Genomic DNA, 20,969 nt, shown 5'->3' on the forward strand with positions numbered 1-20,969 from the left:
GCCACGTCGTGGGCGATCAAAAGCCCGGCACTAAGCACTTCTTGTGTTCGATGTGGTGCAGGAACTCGTCGCGGAAGTGCTTGAGCATGCCTTGCACCGGCATCACGGCAGCATCACCCAGGGCACAGATGGTGCGGCCAGCGATGTTCTTGCCCACCGACTCAAGCAGATCCAGGTCTTCCGGGCGGCCCAGGCCGCGCTCGATGCGATCCACCACACGGTAGAGCCAACCCGTACCTTCGCGGCACGGGGTGCACTGACCGCAGGATTCTTCATAGTAAAAATAGGACAGGCGACGCAGCGCCTTGACCATGCAGACGGTTTCGTCCATCACGATGACCGCACCCGAACCCAGCATGGAGCCGGCCTTGGCAATGGCATCGTAGTCCATGGTGGTTTCCATCATGATATGACCAGGCAGTACCGGCGCAGACGAACCGCCCGGAATCACGGCCTTAATCTTCTTGCCGCCACGCATGCCGCCAGCCATTTCCAGCAGATCGGCGAACGGCGTACCCAGCGGGATCTCGTAGTTGCCGGGACGATTGACATGGCCGGAGATGGAAAACAGCTTGGTACCACCATTATTGGGCTTGCCCAGTTCCAGGAACTTCTGGCCACCTTCACGCACGATATAGGGCACCGAGGCAAAGGTCTCGGTGTTGTTGATCGTGGTGGGCTTGCCATACAGGCCATAACTGGCCGGGAACGGCGGCTTGAAACGCGGTTGGCCCTTCTTGCCTTCCAGCGACTCCAGCAGGGCAGTTTCCTCGCCACAGATATAGGCGCCATAGCCATGGTGGGCATGCAGCTGGAAGCAAAACTCGCTGCCCAGGATGTTGTCACCCAGGAAACCGGCACGACGCGCTTCTTCCAAGGCCGCCTCGAAGCGCTCATAGGCCTCGAACACTTCACCGTGGATATAGTTGTAACCGACGGTAATGCCCATGGCGTAGCCGCCTATGATCATCCCCTCAATCAGCGCATGCGGATTGTTGACAATGATGTCGAGATCCTTGAACGTACCCGGCTCGCCTTCATCGGTATTACAGACCAGGTACTTCTGACCGGGAAAGCTGCGCGGCATGAAGGACCACTTCAGGCCCGTAGGGAAGCCCGCACCACCACGTCCACGCAGGGACGAGGTCTTCAGTTCGGCAATGATGGCATCCTGGGTGATGCCCTCGGCAATGATCTTCTTCAGAGCGGCATAGCCGCCGCGCTGGATGTAGGCATCGATGCTCCAGGAGTTCGGATCATCAAAATCGACGCCGTCGAATACAACGCCTTTGACGTAAACGGTCATACGCTTCGTCCCCGGCCTTAGTTGAGTTCGGCCAGTTTGCGATCAATCGCATCTGGCGTCATATGGTTGCACATGGTGTGGTTGTTCACGAGCAGCACCGGGGCGTAGCCGCATGCACCCATGCACTCGCCTTCCTTGAGCGTGAACTTGCCATCGGCGGTAGTTTCGTTGAAGTGGATACCCAGCTTCTTCTGCAGGTATTCACCGGCATCGACACCACCAGACAGCGCGCACGGCAGGTTGGTACAGACTGTGATCTTGTACTTGCCCACCGGGGCACGGTCGTACATGTTGTAGAAGGTCGCCACTTCGTGGGCGGCCATAGGCGCAATACCCAGGTATTCGGCCACAAACTTGATGGTATCGGACGACAACCAGCCTTTTTCCACCTGGGCGATGCGCAGGGCGGACATCACGGCGGAACGCTTCTGGTCGGCGGGATACTTGGCCACTTCGCGATCTATCTGCGCGAGGGATTCCGGCGTCAACATCATCGGTCTATCTCCCCAAACACGATGTCCTGCGTACCAATGATGGCCACGACATCCGAAATCATATGGCCGCGCGCCATTTCGTCGAGCGCGGACAAGTGCACGAAACCTGGTGCGCGTATCTTAAGGCGGTAGGGCTTATTGGCCCCATCCGACACCAGATAGATGCCGAACTCCCCCTTGGGATGCTCGACTGCAGCATAGGCTTCGCCCTCTGGCACATGCATGCCTTCGGTAAACAGCTTGAAGTGGTGGATCAGCTCTTCCATGTTCGACTTCATGTCGACACGGCTGGGCGGCGCCACCTTATGGTTGTCGGTGATGACCGGGCCGGGATGCTTGCGCAGCCAGTCCACGCACTGCTTGATGATGCGGTTGGACTGACGCATTTCCTCGACACGGCACAGGTAACGGTCGTAGCAATCGCCGTTGACACCCACCGGAATATCAAAATCGAGCTTGTCGTAGACTTCGTAGGGCTGCTTCTTGCGCAGATCCCACTCCACGCCGGAGCCCCGCAGCATGGCGCCGGTCAGGCCCAGTTGCACAGCACGCTCAGGCGACACCACGCCAATACCGACCGTACGCTGCTTCCAGATACGGTTGTCGGTCAGCAGGGTCTCGTATTCATCCACATAGGTGGGGAAACGCCGCGTGAAGTCTTCGATGAAATCCAGCAGCGAACCCTGGCGGTTCTCGTTCAGCTGCTTAATGGCCGCCGCGTTGCGCACCTTGGATGCCTGGTACTGCGGCATGGTCTCGGGCAGATCGCGATACACACCACCAGGGCGGTAATAGGCTGCGTGCATACGGGCGCCAGACACCGCCTCGTAGCAGTCCATCAGATCTTCCCGCTCGCGGAAAGCGTACAGGAACACCGTCATGGCGCCGCAATCCAGACCGTGTGCGCCTATCCACATCAGGTGGTTCAGCACACGGGTGATCTCGTCGAACATGACGCGTATATACTGGGCACGGACAGGCACCTCAATGCCCATCAGCTTCTCTATGGCCATGACATAGGCGTGCTCGTTGCACATCATGGATACATAGTCCAGGCGGTCCATATACGGCACCGACTGGATGAAAGTCTTGTGTTCGGCCAACTTCTCGGTAGCGCGATGGAGCAGGCCGATATGCGGGTCGGCACGCTGCACCACTTCACCATCCAGCTCCAGCACCAGGCGCAATACACCGTGCGCGGCAGGATGCTGGGGACCGAAGTTCAGCGTGTAGTTCTTGATCTCAGCCACCGTAGTTCTCCTCGCGGATGATGCGCGGCGTGATTTCGCGCGGCTCGATGGTCACGGGCTGGTAGATCACCCGCCCCTGGGTCGGGTCGTAGCGCATCTCGACGTGACCGGACAGGGGGAAATCCTTGCGGAAGGGATGACCGACGAAACCATAGTCAGTCAGAATGCGACGCAGATCCGGATGACCAGTAAAGACGATGCCGTACAGATCGAACGCTTCGCGCTCAAACCAGTTGAGGCCAGGCCAGACATCAATCATGGAAGGCATCACCGGCAGCTCGTCGTCGCCACAGAAGATGCGGACGCGCAGGCGCACGTTATGCACCAACGACAACAGATGGTAGACGACAGCAAAGCGTGCGCCATCCCAGCCACCGTCCTTGTAGGTGCTGTAGTCCAAACCACAAAGATCGATACAGCTCTTGAGCTGCAGCGATTCGTGATCACACAGGGTACGGGCAATCGCCGGCCAGTCGGCCACCTTGACTACCAGGGTCAATTCACCCAGTGCTTCTGTCAAGGAAACGGCCTTGTCACCCAAGGCCGTTTGCAGCGATTGTTGCAGCGCTTCGAGTTTGGTCGCCATGATGCGTATCTTGGTTAACGCGCGATGGTATTGGTGCGCTTGATCTTGTTCTGGAGCTGTATCAGGCCATAAAGCAGGGCCTCAGCTGTCGGCGGACAGCCCGGCACGTAGACATCGACCGGCACTATGCGATCGCAACCACGCACCACGGAATAGGAATAGTGATAATAGCCACCACCGTTGGCGCACGATCCCATGGAGAGCACCCAGCGAGGCTCCGGCATCTGGTCGTACACCTTGCGCAAGGCGGGTGCCATCTTGTTGCAAAGGGTGCCCGCAACAATCATCAGATCAGATTGACGCGGACTGGGCCGGAACACGATGCCAAAACGGTCAAGGTCATAACGGGCGGCGCCCGCATGCATCATCTCAACCGCGCAACAGGCCAGACCAAAGGTCATGGGCCAGAGCGAGCCGGTACGTGTCCAGTTGACCACTGTATCCACCGTGGTCGTCACGAAGCCCTTTTCCATCACCCCTTGGGTAACGGGATTCTCGGCTACTCCCATTCCAGCGCACCTTTCATCCACTCATAGATGAAGCCAACCACCAAAATGCCGAGGAATACCATCATAGCCAGGAAGCCGGGAAAACCGATTTCCTTGATGACAGCCGCCCACGGCAGCAGGAAGGCCACTTCAAGATCAAACAGGATAAACAGGATGGCTACGAGGTAATAACGCACATCAAACTGCATGCGCGCATCCTCGAACGCCTCAAAGCCGCATTCGTAGGGAGAGAGCTTTTCCGAGTCAGGACGATTGGTGCCCAGCAGCAGGCCAACCACCTTGCCCAGCGCCATAGGGGCAACACCAACCAGCAGACCCACCACCATGAATAGCAGGACCGGGAAGTAGTTCTCGAGCATGGAAGCTCCCAGGTACGGTTTACAAGTTTATTAGACGTGATGGAAGTCTAGCTTCCATTGACACCATGGCAACCACAATAGACGGTTAACCATGGATTTTAGAATTTGGTGCCGACAGTGAGACTCGAACTCACACAGCTTGCGCCACTACCCCCTCAAGATAGCGTGTCTACCAATTTCACCATGTCGGCAGCGGACCAAATTTTTGAACAGCTTTTTTGAACAACAATCAGTTCGGAATACTACCCTGCTTGCTGTCTTGCGCTGGAGCAACCGGTGCAGCCTGCTTGTCGGCAGCAGGCTTATCACCCACCACAGTCGACATCACACCCGCATCCGCCTTACCCATTGGCCTGGATTCGATAAGAACCAAACCAATCAAAGAAGCGAAGAAGATTGTAGCACAGTATTTGGTGGCCCTACTCAGGAAATTTGCCGAACCACTGGAACCAAACAAACTACCCGCAGAGCCAGTACCAAAAGCCGCACCCGCATCAGCACCCTTACCCTGCTGCAACAGCACCAGCACGATAACGCCCACAGCCGCCAACAAGTTGACAACCTGGATCAGGCTTTTCCACAAATGTAAGTCTTCCATACCCTCTCAACCCGCAGCGCGACATATCGCGCCGAATTCTCTTGCATCCAGCGAAGCACCACCCACCAACACACCATCCACAGCCGTCAGAGCCATGATGTCGGCAGCATTGCTCGCCTTGACACTGCCACCATAAAGCACCGCATACGCGGGACCAAGGCAGCGCTTGATAAACTCATGCATGGACGAAATCTGCTCATTCGAAGCAGCACGCCCCGTACCTATCGCCCAGACCGGTTCGTAAGCCACGCAAAACCGCTCTGGACCCGCCCCCCGCGCCATCAGCGTATGCAGCTGCGCGAGTTGCGATTCTATTCTTGCCTCAGCCCCGCCCGAATCACGCTCTGCCAGGGTCTCACCCACGCAGAATACGCCAAACAGACCCACCTCCAGCAGCCGCGCCAGCTTAGTAATCACCGCAGCATCCGTCTCGGCAAAATACCGGCGGCGCTCCGAGTGACCCACAATCGCCAGACTGCAGCCCACATCCTTGAGCATGCGGGCAGACACCTCGCCAGTGTAGGCACCATCACCATACTCACTGACATTCTGCGCACCCACCCTGATGGGCGATGCAGCCAACCTGCCTACCGCAGCAGACAGATAGGGCATCGGCACGCAAACCGACACATCGGCGGAAAAGCGCTCCACAGACAACTGATCAAGGACCTCGCCTATCACAGCAGCCGAGCCATTCATCTTCCAGTTGCCGACCACCTGCTTGCGCATCATCGGTACCTATCCACACCCAGCAAAGGCCGCGCATTCTACAGGGTCGCCCGGCAGCGCGTCAAACCGGCGCGACATCAAACAACCCGCCGCAAAAGTTGTAATGTGGCTGAAATATACGATGATTATCATCACTTCCGTTTGCAGAGCCTAGGCAGTAGAACAGGGCCTTACCAGCCGCCGGCTTCGCGAGTTATCCGCACTATCGGAACAGTCAAATCAAACGGAGAGTCACCATGTACCAGTCCCTTGGCCGCAAAATGGTCGCCATCGCCATCATGAGCCTGGGTGTTGCCCACGCCGCCGACATCACCGGTGCCGGTGCCAGCTTCCCGTATCCACTGTACTCCAAGTGGGCCGAGGTATATAAGCAGAAGACCGGCAACGGCCTCAACTACCAGTCCATCGGTTCGGGCGGCGGCATCAAGCAGATACAGGCCAAGACCGTTGATTTTGGCGCCTCCGACGCCCCGATGAAGCCCGAAGAGTTGAGCAAGCACGGCCTGCAGCAGTTCCCCACTGTCATGGGCGGTGTAGTGCCGGTTTACAACCTCCCCGGCGTTGCCGCCGGCCAGGTCAAGCTGACCCCAGCAGTATTGGCAGATATTTACCTGGGCAAGATCAAGTCCTGGAACGACCCCGCCATCGCTGCCTTGAACAAGGGTGTCACCCTGCCAGCCCTGGCGATCAACATCGTTCGCCGCGCTGATGGTTCGGGCACCACCTTCATCTTCACCAACTACCTGTCCAAGGTTAGCCCTGAGTGGAAATCCAAGGTCGGCGAAGGCACGGCAGTGGCCTGGCCTGCCGGTATCGGTGGCAAGGGCAATGAAGGGGTTGCGGCCTACGTCCAGCGCCTCAAGGGTGCCATAGGTTATGTGGAATACGCCTATGCCAAGAAGAACAAGCTGAGCCACGTTGCCCTGCAGAACAAGGATGGTGCCTACGTGCACCCGAGCGAAGAGTCGTTCAAGGCCGCCGCCGCCTATGCCGACTGGAAGAACGCCCCCGGCTTCTACGAAATCCTCACCAATGAGCCCGGCAAGAACTCCTGGCCCATCGTCGGTGCCACCTTTGTGCTGATGCACAAGAAGCAGGACAAGGTCGCCAACGCCCAGGAAGTGCTGAAGTTCTTTGACTGGGCCTATAGCGCAGAAGCCGACAAGATGGCCCTGGATCTGGACTACATCCCCATGCCGGATGAAGTCGTTGCCCAGATCAAGGCTTCCTGGAAGCAAATGACTGACACAGCCGGAACCATCGTTCTGAAGTAAACTCAGCGCCCTTTCCGCATCCCCGGGTGCGGAATCGCAAGCCACGGCAGGGATTGATGACGTTCATCAATGCCTGCCGCTTTGTTCGTAACAACGCGAGAAGCCCATGCCCGAAAAAGCCCGACCACCGCGCTTCCAACTGGCTGATGCCGTATTTTTCAATCTGACCCGTGGCGCAGCCTTCCTGGTCCTGGCGCTGCTGACCGGCATCATATTGTCGCTGGTGCATGGCAGTTGGGATTCCATTACCCACTTCGGCTACAATTTTATCTTTTCCTCGTCCTGGGATCCGGTTGCCGAGGAGTTTGGTGCCTGGCGGCCCATCCAGGGCACCCTGATCACCTCCTTCATCGCGCTGCTGATCGCCGTGCCAGTGAGCTTCGGCATTGCCCTGTTCCTGACCGAACTGGCGCCTGCCTGGCTGCGTCGCCCACTGGGCATCGCCATCGAACTGCTGGCGGGCATCCCCTCCATCATCTACGGCATCTGGGGTCTCTTCGTCGTCGCCCCCATCCTAATGGATGGCCTGCCCATCAAGCTGGGCGAGAGCGTGCTATTCACCATACCGCCCATCCAGCCTTGGCTGACCGAAGCCACGTCCGGCATTCCACTTATAGGCAAACTGTTTGACGGGCCACCGTTCGGGATAGGCATGTTCACGGCCGGCCTGATCCTCGCCATCATGATCATTCCCTACATCGCCTCGGTCATGCGCGACGTGTTCGAGATCGTCCCCACCATGCTAAAGGAATCAGCATATGGCCTGGGTGCCACGACTTGGGAGGTAGTGTGGAACGTGGTGTTGCCCTACACCCGTAGCGGCGTCATCGGCGGCATCATGCTGGGCTTGGGGCGCGCGCTAGGTGAAACCATGGCCGTCACCTTCGTCATCGGCAACTCCTACGACGCCATCGAGTCGCTATTCCACCCCGGCAACTCCATCGCCTCCATCCTGGCCAACGAGTTCGCCGAAGCCAGCGCTGCCCTCCATTACGGCGCCCTGATCGAGATGGGCCTGATACTCTTCCTCATCACCTTCGTGGTGCTGTCCTGCTCCAAACTGCTGTTGCTGCGCCTGCAAAAGGGCGATGGCAGCCACAGCTGAGCACGGGGATACTAGATATGAACCAGTCACTCTACCTGCGCCGTCGCCTCATCAACGGCTTCAATCTCACCATGTCCACACTGACCATGCTGTTCGGTCTGTTCTGGCTGTCGTGGATACTCTTCACCCTGTTCAGCAATGGCTTGTCCGCCATCAACCTGGACGTATTCCTCCACGATACCCCGGCTCCGGATAGCGAAGGTGGTGGCCTGCGCAATGCCATCTTCGGCAGCCTCATGATGGCAGCCGGCGGCACCGCCATCGGCACACCGATAGGCATCATGGCTGGTATCTACCTGGCCGAGTACGGCCAGCGTGGCTGGCTGGCCCCGACAGCGCGCTTCATCAACGACATCCTGCTGTCGGCCCCATCCATCGTGATCGGTCTGTTTGTGTGGATTGCCTATGTTCAGCATGTGGGCCACTTCTCCGCCTGGGCTGGCAGCTTTGCACTGGCCCTGCTGGTGATACCCGTGGTACTGCGCACCACCGAAAACATGTTACGGCTGGTTCCCCACAGCATGCGCGAGGCCGCCTATGCCTTGGGCGCACCGCGCTGGAAGGTGGTGACTGCTGTCACCCTGCGCGCCTCCAAGGCCGGCGTGCTCACCGGCATCCTGCTCGCCGTGTCGCGTATCTCTGGCGAGACCGCGCCGCTGCTGTTCACCGCACTCAACAACCAGTTCTTCAGCGCCGACATGAACGCGCCCATGGCCAACCTGCCGGTGGTGATCTTCCGCTTTGCCATGAGCCCGCACGACAACTGGATCAAGCTGGCCTGGGCCGCTGCCCTGATCGTGACCCTGGCGGTACTGGCGCTCAATATTATTGCCCGCGTGCTGCTCAAGAAAGACCAAGCCTAAGCCGGCCGACTGACGACATTGCAAGAAAGTCCAACACCATGACCGCGACCTCCTCCACGCCCAAACTGGCTGTCCGTAGCTTGAACTTCTACTACGGTAATTTCCATGCGCTGAAGAACATCCATCTCGACATCCCCGAGAAAAAAGTCACCGCCTTCATCGGCCCTTCCGGCTGCGGTAAGTCAACCCTGCTGCGCACCTTCAATCGCATGTACGATCTCTACCCCAAGCTCCGCGCCGAGGGTGAGATCCTGCTGAATGGCGAGAATGTGCTGAACAGCCAGACCGACCTGAACATGTTGCGCGCCAAGGTCGGCATGGTGTTCCAGAAACCCACCCCCTTCCCCATGTCCATTTACGACAACATCGCCTTTGGCGTGAAGCTCTACGAAAAGCTGAGCCGCGCCGAGATGGACGACCGCGTGGAATGGGCACTGCAAAAGGCTGCGCTGTGGAATGAGGTCAAGGACAAGCTGCGGCAGTCTGGCCTGGGTCTGTCCGGCGGTCAGCAGCAGCGTCTTTGCATCGCTCGCGCCGTGGCCGTGAAGCCCGAAGTGCTGTTGCTGGATGAACCCACCTCGGCGCTGGACCCCATCTCCACCGCCCATATCGAGGAGCTGGTGCACGAGCTCAAGCAGGACTACACCATCGCCATGGTGACGCACAATATGCAGCAGGCCGCTCGGGTCTCGGATATCACCGCCTATATGTACCTGGGCGAGTTGGTCGAAGTGGGTGGGACCGACCAAATATTCACCAAGCCGGCGCGTAAGGAAACAGAAGACTACATCACCGGCAAGTTCGGCTAGTCCATATGCCACAGAGGGCGCCCCTGCGCCTTCCTGGCAAGCAAAAGGCGACGGTTGCAACCGTCGCCTTTTGCTTTATCTATCGCGCGCCCGGCTACAAGGCAGCCTGCGCCACCACTTCAGACAAGCGCTCTGCCCAGCGCTCGGTCAGTGCCATATCGTCAGCCTCCACCATCACCCGTAGCACCGGCTCGGTACCCGAGGGGCGCAGCAACACCCTGCCCCGACCGGACAACTCGCATTCGGCCTCGACAAGGGCAGCCTGTATGGTAAGGCTGTCGCGGAAATCAAAGCCTTTTTGTATCTTCACATTGCGCAGTATCTGCGGATAGATCGTCAGATCGGCGCAGAACTCAGCTAGGCTGCGGCCCGACAGTCGCACGGCAGCCAACACCTGCAGGGCAGAAACTATGCCGTCTCCAGTGCTGTGCTTGTCCAGGCACAGCAGGTGGCCAGAATTCTCACCACCCAGCTGCCAACCTTTTTCCTTCAACACCTCCAGCACATAGCGGTCACCCACTTTTGCCCGGGCAAACGGGATATCCAACCGTGCCAGCGCATGCTCCAGCCCCAGGTTGGACATCAGCGTCCCCACGGCGCCACCCTGCAGCAGCTGCTGCTCCTGGCGGAAGCGCGCCATCACATAGAGCAGCTGGTCGCCGTCGTAGAGGCGCCCCTCGCTGTCGGCCATCATCAGGCGGTCGCCGTCACCATCCAGGGCAATGCCGAAATCGGCTTTCTCGGCCAGCACCCGCTGGCGCATGGCCTCTGGCTCGGTAGCCCCCACGCCCTCGTTGATGTTGAGGCCATTGGGCTGGTTGCCCATGGCAATGACATCCGCGCCCAACTCATCAAACACATGCGGCGCAATCTGATAGCCCGCGCCATGGGCGCAATCGACCACGATCCTGACCCCGCGCAGGTCGTACTCATTTGGGAAGGTGCTCTTGCAGAATTCAATGTAGCGACCCGCCGCATCCACTACCCGCCACGCCTTGCCCAGCTGGTCAGCCGCCACGCAGCTGAGCGGCCTGTCCAGCTCAGCCTCGATCTCCAGCTCCACGGCATCGTCGAGCTTGAGCCCGCCTTCGCCAAAGAACTTGATCCCGTTGTCCTCAAAGGGGTTGTGCGAGGCCGAGATCACCACGCCGGCCGAAAGGCGCAGGGCACGGGTCAGGTAAGCAACGCCCGGGGTAGTCAGCGGCCCCGTCAGGTGTACATCCACGCCGGCAGCCGACAGGCCCGCCTGCAGCGCAGACTCCAACATATAGCCCGATATCCGGGTGTCCTTGCCTATCAGCACCGCAGCATGGATACCACCGCCCCTGCGGGCAGACAGCACCTTGCCGGCGGCATAGCCCAGCCGCATGGCAAAGTCCGGGGTAATCGGGTAGTCACCCACGCGGCCACGCACGCCATCCGTGCCGAAGTATTTCCTGCTCATGCTCACTCCCTGCTTTGGTCCGCCATGTTCGCCATGGCATAGTTTATGGTTGGGCGCCAGGGTTGGGTGCCAGCGCCGCCGCTATTGTTAGCGCATCCACCGTATCGCGTACCGCGTGTACCCGCAAGACACCTGCCCCTGCCTGGGCGGCCAGCAGCGCCGCCGCAACACTGGCCGCATCGCGTTGCGCAGCCGGCCTGTCATCCAATAGCCTGCCCAGCATGGACTTGCGCGACACCCCCACCAACAGCGGGTTACCCAGCCCCACCAGTGTGGACAAGGCCTGGAACAGCGCGATATTGTGGTCCAGCGTCTTGCCAAAGCCAAAGCCGGGGTCCAACACAATACGCTCGGGCGCCATGCCTGCTGCCAGCGCCAACGCCCGGCGCTGACGCAGGTAGTCGCTGACTTCCTGCACCACATCCTGGTATTGCGGCTCGGCCTGCATGCTTTGCGGCTCGCCCTGCTTGTGCATCAAGCAGACTGCTGCCGCACTGTCGGCCACTGCTGCCAACGCACCGGGTGCCTCCAGCGCGGCAATATCGTTGACCATATCCACCCCCAGCGCCAGCGCCGCACGTATCACCTCGGTCTTGCGGGTATCGATGGATAGGGGCACCTGCCATTGCACCAGCTCGCGCAAAACCGGCAGCACCCGCGCAAGCTCTGCCTCCACGCCAACCTGGGGCGCCCCCGGGCGGGTGGATTCGCCACCGATATCCAGGATATCCGCCCCCTCATCCAGCAATTGCCGGGCGTGCGCCAGCGCGGCAGGCAAGGCATCGTAGCGTCCGCCATCCGAAAAGGAATCCGGCGTCACGTTGACGATGCCCATGACCAAGGGTCGATTAAGGGTAAGCCGGAAACGTCCGGCGTGGAGCAATGTGGACATGACAGAAAGCACAACAGCGGGACATGCCCGCTGCTGTATTTGCTTGGTGTTAGAGTTCCTGTGCGGGCGTCGTGGTTGGCTGGGGGGCCGAACCGCTAGGGCTGTCGCCTGCCGGCGGCTTGCTGCCCGCCGAAGGCCGGGGCGGACGCGGCGGCCTGCCCTGCATGATGTCCTCTACCTGCTCGGCATCAACGGTCTCCCACTCCATCAGCGCTGCCGTCATGGCCTCGACCTTGTCGCGATTTTCTTCCAGCAGGCGCTGGGCCAACGCGTACTGCTCGTCGATGATGCGACGGATTTCCGAATCCACCTGCTGCATGGTGGTTTCCGACAGATTCTTGTGGGTGGTCACCGAGCGGCCCAGGAACACCTCGCCCTCGTTTTCGCCATAGACCATGGGGCCCAGCTTGTCCGACATGCCATAGCGGGTAACCATGTCGCGGGCAATGCTGGTGGCACGCTCAAAGTCGTTGGACGCCCCCGTGGAGATACGGCCCACGAACAGGTCCTCGGCGATACGGCCACCAAACAGAATAGCCAGGCGGCTCAGCATCTGATCCTTGTAGAGCGAGATGGCATCGCGCTCGGGCAACTGCCAAGTCAGGCCCAGAGCGCGGCCACGCGGCACGATGGTGACCTTGTGTACCGGGTCGGTACCCGGCAGCAGCTTGGCGACCACCGCATGGCCCGACTCATGGTAGGCCGTGGCACGCTTCTCGTCCTCGGTCATCACCATGGAACGGCGCTCCGGCCCCATGAAGATCTTGTCCTTGGCCTGCTCGAAATCATTCATGTCAACCAGGCGCTTGTTCCCGCGGGCAGCAAACAATGCCGCCTCGTTCACCAAGTTGGCCAGATCAGCGCCCGACATGCCTGGAGTGCCACGGGCCAGCACGGCAGCATCCACATCGCTGGCGATGGGCACCTTGCGCATATGTACGGCCAGTATCTGTTCACGGCCACGGATATCGGGCAGCGGCACCACCACCTGGCGGTCGAAGCGGCCAGGGCGTAGCAGCGCCGGGTCCAACACATCAGGCCGGTTGGTCGCAGCGATCACGATCACGCCGGAATTGCCTTCAAAGCCATCCATCTCCACCAGCATCTGGTTGAGTGTCTGCTCACGCTCGTCATTGCCACCGCCGAGACCCGCGCCGCGCTGGCGGCCAACCGCATCGATTTCATCGATGAAGATGATGCAGGGAGCGTTCTTCTTGGCGTTCTCGAACATGTCGCGGACACGGGCAGCACCAACGCCGACAAACATTTCCACGAAATCCGAACCGGAGATGCTGAAGAACGGCACCTTGGCCTCTCCAGCAATGGCGCGCGCCAACAGAGTCTTACCCGTACCGGGCGAGCCCACCATCAGGATGCCACGGGGGATACGGCCACCCAGCTTCTGGAACTTGCTGGGGTCTCGCAGGAAGTCGACGATCTCGGTGACCTCCTCCTTGGCTTCATCGCAACCGGCCACATCGGCGAAAGTGATGGGGTTGTTGGTTTCGTCCAGCATACGGGCGCGGCTCTTGCCGAAGCTGAAAGCGCCACCCTTGCCGCCGCCCTGCATCTGGCGCATGAAGAATATCCAGACGCCGATCAACAGCAGCATGGGGAACCAGTTGATGAAGATGCTCATCAGCAGGCTGGGCTCGTCCTGCGGCTTACCGCCGAACTTGACGTTGTGCTTGATCAGGGTGTCGACCAGGCGGAAATCAAACGGCGCAAAGCTCGAGAAACTGGTGCCATCGTTGCGCTTGCCACGTATCCACTGACCACGCAGCAGATCGCCCTCGATCTCGATGCTGGCAATGCGGCCTTCCTGCACCTCGCTCATGAACTGCGAGTAAGGGACCTGGGTTTTCTGTTCCTGGCCCTTGGAGAACTGGTTGAACACAGTCATCAGCACCAGACCGATGATCACCCAGATTGCGATATTCTTGCCCAGATTATTCACGGGACGCTCCTAATTACCGGCGGTTTCGAAACGGCCACGCCGGCAGCGGCCATCATTACATACGGATTCTATCGGCAAGGGACCAGCCCGTCAGGGCTTTTTTCCCCTACCCAACAGGTAGATTTCTGTAGAACGGTCGCGCGAGGCGTCCGGCTTGCGCGTTACCACCGTCTGGAAGGTAGCGCGCATGGCTTGCATGTACTCGGTGTAACCCGAGCCCTGGAAGGTCTTGACCAGAAAATGGCCGCCGGGTTTCAACCAATCGCGGCAAAATTCCAATGCCAGCTCACAAAGATAGAAACTACGGGCCTGGTCCGTCACCGCCATACCGCTCATATTGGGGGCGATATCGCAGATCACAAGGTCTACCAGACGACCGCCCAGCAATTCGGTGAACTGCTTCAGCACCGCGTCCTCGCGAAAATCTCCCTGGATGAATTCCACCCCATGCAAGGGATCCATGGGCAGGATATCCAGCGCAAACACGCGACCATGGTCGCCCATGCGCCGGCGGGCCACCTGCGACCAGCTGCCAGGGGCCGCACCCAGGTCCGCCACCCACAGGCCGGGCTTGAGCAGCTTGTCCTTCTCATCTATCTCCAGCAGCTTGTAGGCAGCCCGCGCACGATAGCCATCCTTCTGTGCCCTTTGCACATATTGATCGTTGACGTGTTCCTGCAACCACGCCTTGCTGGTTTTGCTTCTTGTCATAAACTTTGCTGCCTATTATTGAGACATCCCGGAATCTTCTTGCCACGCTATCTAATAGTCGCTACGTTCCGGAGAGGATTCAGCTAGAATTCGTCGCTTTTTCGCGGAGTTACATGAATGGAACTGAGCAGAGACGAGCGCCTGTACCTGCGCGCTCAAGCCCACGGCCTTAATCCGGTAGTGATGATAGGCAATAATGGCCTGACCGATGCAGTCATGCGTGAAATCGCGCTCAACCTCGACGCCCATGAACTGATCAAGGTTCGCGTACAGGGTGACGATCGCGAAGCACGCGAGACCTGGTATGCCGAGATATGCTCGGTGCTGGGCTGTGCCCCCGTGCAACACATCGGCAAACTATTGGTATTGTACCGCCCTACTCAGGATGGCAAACCAAAGATTCAGCTCCCCAAGCCCGGCCAGAAGCAACCCAGCGCCAAAGCGCTGGAAACCGCCAGCAAAAAGGCGGCGGCCAAGCCTACGGTGGCTACCGGTCGCGCCGGCAAGATGGCTAACAGCAAAGGTAAGCCTGCTACCCGGATCAAGGCCAAGTAAGTCTGTCGCACTCGGGCTTATAAACAAGAAGCCGGCTTACGCCGGCTTCTTGTTTTTGCGTTGGCGCAAAGCGCCGGGCGGCAATCAGTCCTGCTTGAACACCACGTCCGTATCCACAGTAAAGCCAGCAGCAGCCTGCTGGAACTTCCACTTGCTCAGCGCAGCTACCACGGCACGATCAAAAACCCGGCGTGGCTTGGCATCCAGGATATCGACCTTCACCACCTTGCCCGATTCATTGATGGTCATACGCGCCCTGACACTGCCACCGTCCACACCATTGCGTGCCGCCTCAACCGGAAACTCCGGCTGCTCACGGTAGATGGGCTTGCGGTTTGGTGCAGGCGGCTCTGGCTTGGCCAGCATGGGCTGGGCACTTGCCACCTGCACCGATGGTGCGGGTTCAGCCTTGGGCGTTGGGTCTACTGCCAGCGGTACCGGGGCAGGCGTTACCGGAGGGACAGCAGCAGCGGTTGGCGTAGCCTGCGGGGCAGCGGCAACCGGCTGCAGTGCAACAGGCTTGGGCAGCGGTGCGGCAGCCAGCTTGGGCTCGACGGGCTTAACCGGCAAGGCGGACGGCTTGATCTCTTCTGGCGCCGGCTTGGGGCCAGGCGAGAACCAGCGCGCCGGGTTGGGCATCACACCCAATATCTGCTGTTCGGTTTCTTCCGGCGCCAGCTGGGCAACCGGCGTGCCATCGGCGGCACGCTGCTGTGCCACGGGCTGGGGCGACTGCTGGGAAAAGGCCACCAGGCTACCGACTACCGCCACGGCGCCGGCACCAGCCAGCCACCAGGGCAGTTTCTTCTTGCCACCCGCACCTGCAGGCGCTGCATGGGCAGCCGTTGCCACATTGATACCAGCACCCAAGGGCTTGAGCAGACCCAGCTTCTCCAGGCGCTCCATATCACGGACAACCTGGGCGGTATCCACCGAGTGGCCTGCAGCCATGCGCTCGGCCATTTCGGTAACAGACAGATGACCATCGCTCCACTGCAGGAACTTGCGCTGGTTGATACTAAGACCGTTGGCTGGTGCAGCAAGCTCGCTATCACCAGTAGGCGTGCGGGCGTACACCGCCAGCAGATTTGGACTGGACATTGCTTACAACTCCCCTGATAGCTCCGCGCTTGGATTTATACGGATGCAGGGGAGTAGATTAGCGCCTACTGATGATAGCGTCAGAAAAAACTGGAAATTATGCTATATGCCGTCGCCAGAATGCGACAACCCCTACTTGACAGCACCGCGCGTTACATAGACAAGCCCCAACACGCTCTGTATCAGGTAGATCAGACTGGAGATGGTTTGCCAGCTCTGAAAGCCCCCGCCGAACACGCCCTCAGCGGCAGTGTGCATCTGCGGCTTGACCTCGGAGATCACCGGGAACACCGCAAAATGATTCACCAGGGTCAGTATCAACATACCCAGGATCAACCAGAACTCCAGCGTCTGGAAAGCCCGCAGGCCCTCATCCCACAGTATGTGAAAGACGATATAGATACCTGCCACGATGCCGACCCAGGCCATGGCACGGAACATCACCGCCACCATGCGATAGGCCAGGTTGTTGTCCAGCTGCTGAAACAGCAAGGGGCCTACCAGCAGGCCTATGACCCACAGCCCACCTATCCAGAACACCGTCAGGATGGAGCGCAGCGCATTCGGAAACGTTTGCATCGCTACCTTTCGTGGGAGCCGGCAAGCCGGATCAGATGTACTTCACGTCCAGCACTTCGTACTCGCGGATACCGCCAGGCGCCTGCACCTCGGCCACATCGCCAGCCGACTTGCCGATCAGGGCACGGGCAATGGGGCTGGAAACGGAAATCTTGCCCAGCTTGATATCTGCTTCGTCGTCACCCACGATCTGGTAGGTCACGTTGTCGCCGGACTCCAGGTCTTCCAGATCCACGGTGGTGCCAAATACGATACGACCTTCGGCATCAATTTCGGCCGGGTTGATGATCACGGCATTGGACAGCTTGCCTTCCAGATCGGCAATACGCCCTTCCACAAAGCCCTGCCGCTCCTTGGCCGCATCGTACTCGGCGTTTTCCGACAGATCGCCATGCGAGCGGGCTTCAGCAATGGCCGCGATCACCGAAGGGCGCTCAACGCTCTTCAGCTGCTGCAACTCAGCCCGGAGCAATTCCGCGCCCAAAACGGTAAGAGGTACCTTGATCATTTCGTGCTTCTCCATACCGGCCACCTTTCTGGCCGGGTGCTAAAAACAAACCCGATGGCAACGCCATCGGGACAAAAACAGAGCCGCCGCGCCCAGGCGCGGCGGCCGGCTAACAATTAGACTGCTCAGGCCGTCTTCAGACGCTCGTGCAGGCCCTGCACCGAATAGACCGTCCATTCCCGCATGTGCTTGATGCCATAGGCCGCAGCACGGCCACCTGCCACCGTGGTGTAGATAGGCACACGGCCCTTCAGCGCCTCAAAGCGTATGGAATAGGAATCCTGAATCGAGGCACGTCGCTCGTCAACCGTATTCACAATCAGCGCAATTTCGCCATTCTTGATCATGTCCACGATATGCGGGCGGCCTTCCTTGACCTTGTTCACTTCCTGCACAGGAATACCGGCAGCATGCAGCACGGCAGCAGTACCACGGGTCGCCACCAGCTCCAGCCCGGCATCCACCAGCATGCGGCCCATCTCTGCCAGCTGCGGCTTGTCGGCATCGCGCACCGACAGGAACACCCGACCCGAGGTCGGCAGTTTTTCACCGGCACCCAGCTGCGACTTCACATAGGCTTCCGCGAAAGTGTCGCCCACACCCATGACTTCGCCGGTCGACTTCATTTCCGGCCCGAGTATGCTATCCACACCAGGGAACTTGATGAAGGGGAAGACGGCTTCCTTGACCGAATAATACGGCGGGATCACCTCGCCATGCACGCCCTGCGCTTCCAGTGTCTGCCCCACCATGCAACGAGCAGCAATCTTGGCCAGCGGCCGGCTGGTAGCCTTGGACACATAAGGCACGGTACGCGAGGCCCGCGGGTTCACTTCCAGCACAAAAACCGTCTCGCCCTGAATGGCGAACTGCACGTTCATCAAGCCGATCACATTCAAGGCACGCGCCATGGCAACGGTCTGGCGACGCAGTTCATCCTGCATCTCCTGGCTGAGCGAATAGGGCGGTAGCGAACAAGCCGAGTCGCCTGAGTGCACACCAGCCTGCTCGATATGCTCCATGATGCCGCCTATCACCACGGCCTGGCCGTCGCTAATGGCGTCCACATCCACTTCGATGGCATCGTTAAGGAAGCGATCCAGCAACACCGGGCTGTCGTTGGAGACCTTGACCGCCTCGCGCATATAGCGCGTCAGGTCATCCTCGCTATGGACGATCTGCATGGCACGGCCACCCAGCACATAGGAGGGGCGCACCACCAGCGGATAGCCAATCTCGGCGGCCAGCACCAGTGCATCCTTCTCGTTGCGGGCCGTTGCATTGGGCGGCTGCTTCAGGCCCAGGTCGTGCAGCAGCTTCTGGAAGCGCTCACGGTCCTCGGCGGCATCTATCATGTCCGGGCTGGTGCCGACTATGGGCACGCCATTGGCCTCCAGCGCCCGCGCCAACTTCAGCGGCGTCTGGCCACCATACTGCACGATCACGCCGGCCGGCTTTTCCACATGCACGATTTCCAGCACGTCTTCCAGCGTCAGCGGCTCGAAGTACAAGCGGTCGGAGGTATCGTAATCCGTAGACACGGTTTCCGGGTTGCAGTTGACCATGATGGTCTCGTAACCATCATCGCGCAGCGCCAGGGCGGCATGCACGCAGCAATAGTCGAACTCGATACCCTGGCCGATGCGGTTGGGTCCACCACCCAACACCATGATCTTCTTGGCATTGGTAGGCTGTGCCTCGCACTCTTCCTCATAGGTCGAGTACATATAGGCTGTATTGGTCGCAAATTCCGCCGCGCAGGTATCCACCCGCTTGTAGACCGGGCGCACACCGAAGCTGTGGCGGCGTGCACGCACGGCAGCCGCTTCGGCACCCAGCAGGATAGCCAGGCGGCGGTCAGAGAAGCCCTTGCGCTTGAGGCGGCGCAGTTCGGCGCCATCCAGGCTGTCCAGGCTGCGCTGGGCCAAGGCCTTCTCGTCCAGGATCAGATCTTCGATCTGCGCCAGGAACCAGGGGTCGATCTTGGTATGGCTGAACACATCATCCAGGCTCATGCCCAGACGGAAAGCATCGGCCACATAGAGAATACGCTCAGGCCCCGGCGCGCCCAGTTCGGCCGCCAGCTTGTCCACGTCGGTGGTGCGCTCGTCAAAACCAGCCAGGCCGGTCTCCAGGCCACGCAAGGCCTTCTGCATGGATTCCTGCAGCGAACGGCCTATGGCCATCACCTCACCCACCGACTTCATCTGGGTGGTCAGGCGATCATTGGCCTGCGGGAACTTCTCGAAAGCGAAACGCGGGATCTTGGTGACCACGTAGTCTATGGAAGGCTCGAACGAAGCCGGGGTCAGGCCGCCGGTAATGTCGTTCTTGAGTTCATCCAGGGTAAAGCCCACGGCCAGCTTGGCCGCCACCTTGGCAATGGGGAAGCCTGTTGCCTTGGACGCCAGCGCAGACGAACGCGATACGCGCGGATTCATCTCGATGACGATCAACCGGCCATCCTTGGGATTGACCGAGAACTGCACATTGGAGCCACCGGTATCCACACCGATTTCACGCAGTACCGCCAAGGAGGCGTTACGCATGATCTGGTATTCCTTGTCAGTCAGCGTCTGTGCCGGGGCCACGGTGATGGAGTCACCGGTGTGCACACCCATGGGATCGAAGTTCTCGATGGAGCAGACAATGATGCAGTTGTCGTTGCGGTCGCGCACGACTTCCATCTCATACTCTTTCCAGCCCAGCAGCGACTCTTCGATCAGCAACTCGTGGGTAGGGGAAAGATCGAGACCCCGGGTACAAATCTCGATGAACTCTTCGATGTTGTAGGCGATGCCGCCGCCCGTACCGCCCATGGTGAAACTGGGGCGGATAATAGCGGGGAAGCCCAGCTTGGATTGCACGGCCAAAGCCTCATCCAGCGTATGGGCAATACCGGAACGGGCAGACCCCAGGCCGATCTTGTCCATGGCCAGCTTGAACTTCTGACGGTCTTCCGCCTTGTCGATCGCTTCGGGCGTAGCACCGATCAACTCGACCTTGTACTTGTCCAGCACGCCATTGCGCCACAGGTCCAGCGCGCAGTTCAGCGCCGTCTGGCCGCCCATGGTGGGCAGGATGGCATCCGGGCGTTCCTTGTCGACGATCTTGGCGACCACCTCCCAGGTAATGGGTTCGATATAGGTCACATCGGCCATCTCCGGGTCGGTCATGATGGTGGCCGGGTTGGAGTTGACCAGGATGACCTTGTAACCTTCTTCGCGCAGGGCCTTGCAGGCCTGAGCACCGGAATAGTCGAACTCGCAAGCCTGGCCGATGACGATGGGGCCGGCACCAATGATCAGGATGGATTTAATGTCTGTACGCTTGGGCATGG

At 59.7% G+C, this 20,969-nt stretch carries 21 protein-coding genes and 1 tRNA gene; 5 read left to right on the forward strand and 17 right to left on the reverse strand.

Annotated elements, in window-relative coordinates:
- Positions 1 to 16: 16 nt before the first annotated feature.
- The 9 genes from nuoF to tpiA all read right to left on the reverse strand — a co-directional run bounded on the left by nuoF (position 17) and on the right by tpiA (position 5,834).
- Positions 17 to 1,306 carry an NADH-quinone oxidoreductase subunit NuoF gene (gene nuoF, locus QQK16_RS01715; RefSeq protein WP_284194695.1) on the reverse strand — a complete coding sequence of 430 codons (1,290 nt, stop codon included), beginning with the start codon at positions 1,304 to 1,306 and terminating at the stop codon, positions 17 to 19.
- A gap of 17 nt (positions 1,307 to 1,323) precedes the next feature.
- The gene (gene nuoE / locus QQK16_RS01720) at positions 1,324 to 1,797 is read right to left on the reverse strand and encodes an NADH-quinone oxidoreductase subunit NuoE (RefSeq protein ID WP_284195780.1); all 474 of its coding nucleotides are present in this window, start codon (positions 1,795 to 1,797) and stop codon (positions 1,324 to 1,326) included.
- Positions 1,797 to 3,050, reverse strand: a complete 1,254-nt coding sequence (locus QQK16_RS01725) for an NADH-quinone oxidoreductase subunit D (RefSeq protein ID WP_284194696.1) — start codon at positions 3,048 to 3,050, stop codon at positions 1,797 to 1,799. The genes nuoE and QQK16_RS01725 overlap by 1 nt, the downstream gene beginning before the upstream one ends.
- Positions 3,043 to 3,636 carry an NADH-quinone oxidoreductase subunit C gene (locus tag QQK16_RS01730; protein WP_284194697.1) on the reverse strand — a complete coding sequence of 198 codons (594 nt, stop codon included), beginning with the start codon at positions 3,634 to 3,636 and terminating at the stop codon, positions 3,043 to 3,045. Before QQK16_RS01730 ends, QQK16_RS01725 begins: the two co-directional genes overlap by 8 nt.
- A gap of 14 nt (positions 3,637 to 3,650) precedes the next feature.
- Positions 3,651 to 4,145 (reverse strand): NuoB/complex I 20 kDa subunit family protein, encoded by a 495-nt coding sequence (locus QQK16_RS01735; protein WP_284194698.1) that lies wholly within the window; start codon positions 4,143 to 4,145, stop codon positions 3,651 to 3,653.
- The gene (locus tag QQK16_RS01740; RefSeq protein ID WP_284194699.1) at positions 4,136 to 4,504 is read right to left on the reverse strand and encodes an NADH-quinone oxidoreductase subunit A; all 369 of its coding nucleotides are present in this window, start codon (positions 4,502 to 4,504) and stop codon (positions 4,136 to 4,138) included. Before QQK16_RS01740 ends, QQK16_RS01735 begins: the two co-directional genes overlap by 10 nt.
- 106 nt (positions 4,505 to 4,610) lie before the next feature.
- Positions 4,611 to 4,695, reverse strand: a tRNA-Leu gene (locus QQK16_RS01745).
- A gap of 38 nt (positions 4,696 to 4,733) precedes the next feature.
- Positions 4,734 to 5,102 (reverse strand): preprotein translocase subunit SecG, encoded by a 369-nt coding sequence (secG, locus tag QQK16_RS01750; RefSeq protein ID WP_284194700.1) that lies wholly within the window; start codon positions 5,100 to 5,102, stop codon positions 4,734 to 4,736.
- Between the two features lie 6 nt (positions 5,103 to 5,108).
- Positions 5,109 to 5,834: a triose-phosphate isomerase gene (tpiA, locus tag QQK16_RS01755; RefSeq protein WP_284194701.1), complete on the reverse strand. Its 726-nt coding sequence runs from the start codon at positions 5,832 to 5,834 to the stop codon at positions 5,109 to 5,111.
- A 233-nt stretch (positions 5,835 to 6,067) separates the two neighbouring features.
- Between tpiA and pstS the strand changes: the two genes are divergently transcribed.
- The 4 genes from pstS to pstB all read left to right on the forward strand — a co-directional run bounded on the left by pstS (position 6,068) and on the right by pstB (position 9,882).
- Complete coding sequence (pstS, locus tag QQK16_RS01760) at positions 6,068 to 7,105, forward strand: phosphate ABC transporter substrate-binding protein PstS (protein ID WP_284194702.1); 1,038 nt, start codon at positions 6,068 to 6,070, stop codon at positions 7,103 to 7,105.
- A 106-nt stretch (positions 7,106 to 7,211) separates the two neighbouring features.
- The gene (gene pstC / locus QQK16_RS01765) at positions 7,212 to 8,210 is read left to right on the forward strand and encodes a phosphate ABC transporter permease subunit PstC (RefSeq protein WP_284194703.1); all 999 of its coding nucleotides are present in this window, start codon (positions 7,212 to 7,214) and stop codon (positions 8,208 to 8,210) included.
- Positions 8,211 to 8,227: 17 nt separating this feature from the next.
- Positions 8,228 to 9,073, forward strand: a complete 846-nt coding sequence (gene pstA, locus QQK16_RS01770) for a phosphate ABC transporter permease PstA (protein WP_284194704.1) — start codon at positions 8,228 to 8,230, stop codon at positions 9,071 to 9,073.
- A gap of 38 nt (positions 9,074 to 9,111) precedes the next feature.
- The gene (gene pstB, locus QQK16_RS01775; RefSeq protein ID WP_284194705.1) at positions 9,112 to 9,882 is read left to right on the forward strand and encodes a phosphate ABC transporter ATP-binding protein PstB; all 771 of its coding nucleotides are present in this window, start codon (positions 9,112 to 9,114) and stop codon (positions 9,880 to 9,882) included.
- Between the two features lie 94 nt (positions 9,883 to 9,976).
- Here the strand turns inward: pstB and glmM are convergent, their stop codons facing one another.
- The 4 genes from glmM to rlmE form a co-directional block, all read right to left on the reverse strand.
- Positions 9,977 to 11,326, reverse strand: coding sequence for a phosphoglucosamine mutase (gene glmM, locus QQK16_RS01780; protein WP_284194706.1), 1,350 nt, complete (start codon positions 11,324 to 11,326; stop codon positions 9,977 to 9,979).
- Positions 11,327 to 11,369: 43 nt separating this feature from the next.
- Entirely contained in the window at positions 11,370 to 12,218 is an 849-nt protein-coding gene (folP, locus tag QQK16_RS01785) for a dihydropteroate synthase (RefSeq protein WP_284194707.1), read from the reverse strand.
- Between the two features lie 49 nt (positions 12,219 to 12,267).
- Positions 12,268 to 14,175, reverse strand: a complete 1,908-nt coding sequence (gene ftsH, locus QQK16_RS01790) for an ATP-dependent zinc metalloprotease FtsH (protein ID WP_290332155.1) — start codon at positions 14,173 to 14,175, stop codon at positions 12,268 to 12,270.
- A gap of 90 nt (positions 14,176 to 14,265) precedes the next feature.
- Positions 14,266 to 14,886, reverse strand: a complete 621-nt coding sequence (rlmE, locus tag QQK16_RS01795; protein ID WP_284194708.1) for a 23S rRNA (uridine(2552)-2'-O)-methyltransferase RlmE — start codon at positions 14,884 to 14,886, stop codon at positions 14,266 to 14,268.
- Between the two features lie 117 nt (positions 14,887 to 15,003).
- Here rlmE and QQK16_RS01800 point away from each other — a divergent pair, with 117 nt between their 5' ends.
- Entirely contained in the window at positions 15,004 to 15,441 is a 438-nt protein-coding gene (locus tag QQK16_RS01800; protein WP_284194709.1) for a YhbY family RNA-binding protein, read from the forward strand.
- 84 nt (positions 15,442 to 15,525) lie between these two features.
- Here QQK16_RS01800 and QQK16_RS01805 read toward each other — a convergent pair whose 3' ends face one another.
- The 4 genes from QQK16_RS01805 to carB all read right to left on the reverse strand — a co-directional run bounded on the left by QQK16_RS01805 (position 15,526) and on the right by carB (position 20,967).
- The gene (locus tag QQK16_RS01805) at positions 15,526 to 16,542 is read right to left on the reverse strand and encodes a TonB family protein (protein ID WP_284194710.1); all 1,017 of its coding nucleotides are present in this window, start codon (positions 16,540 to 16,542) and stop codon (positions 15,526 to 15,528) included.
- A 132-nt stretch (positions 16,543 to 16,674) separates the two neighbouring features.
- Positions 16,675 to 17,121 carry a DUF4149 domain-containing protein gene (locus QQK16_RS01810; RefSeq protein WP_284194711.1) on the reverse strand — a complete coding sequence of 149 codons (447 nt, stop codon included), beginning with the start codon at positions 17,119 to 17,121 and terminating at the stop codon, positions 16,675 to 16,677.
- Between the two features lie 31 nt (positions 17,122 to 17,152).
- Positions 17,153 to 17,629 carry a transcription elongation factor GreA gene (gene greA / locus QQK16_RS01815; RefSeq protein ID WP_284194712.1) on the reverse strand — a complete coding sequence of 159 codons (477 nt, stop codon included), beginning with the start codon at positions 17,627 to 17,629 and terminating at the stop codon, positions 17,153 to 17,155.
- Positions 17,630 to 17,754: 125 nt separating this feature from the next.
- A complete protein-coding gene (carB, locus tag QQK16_RS01820) occupies positions 17,755 to 20,967 on the reverse strand; it encodes a carbamoyl-phosphate synthase large subunit (RefSeq protein ID WP_284194713.1) in 3,213 nt (1,070 codons plus the stop codon).
- Between the last annotated feature and the right edge of the window lie 2 nt (positions 20,968 to 20,969).

The sequence above is a fragment of the Chitinimonas prasina genome (genome assembly GCF_030160395.1).
GTDB classification, from domain to species: Bacteria; Pseudomonadota; Gammaproteobacteria; order Burkholderiales; family Chitinimonadaceae; genus Chitinimonas; species Chitinimonas prasina.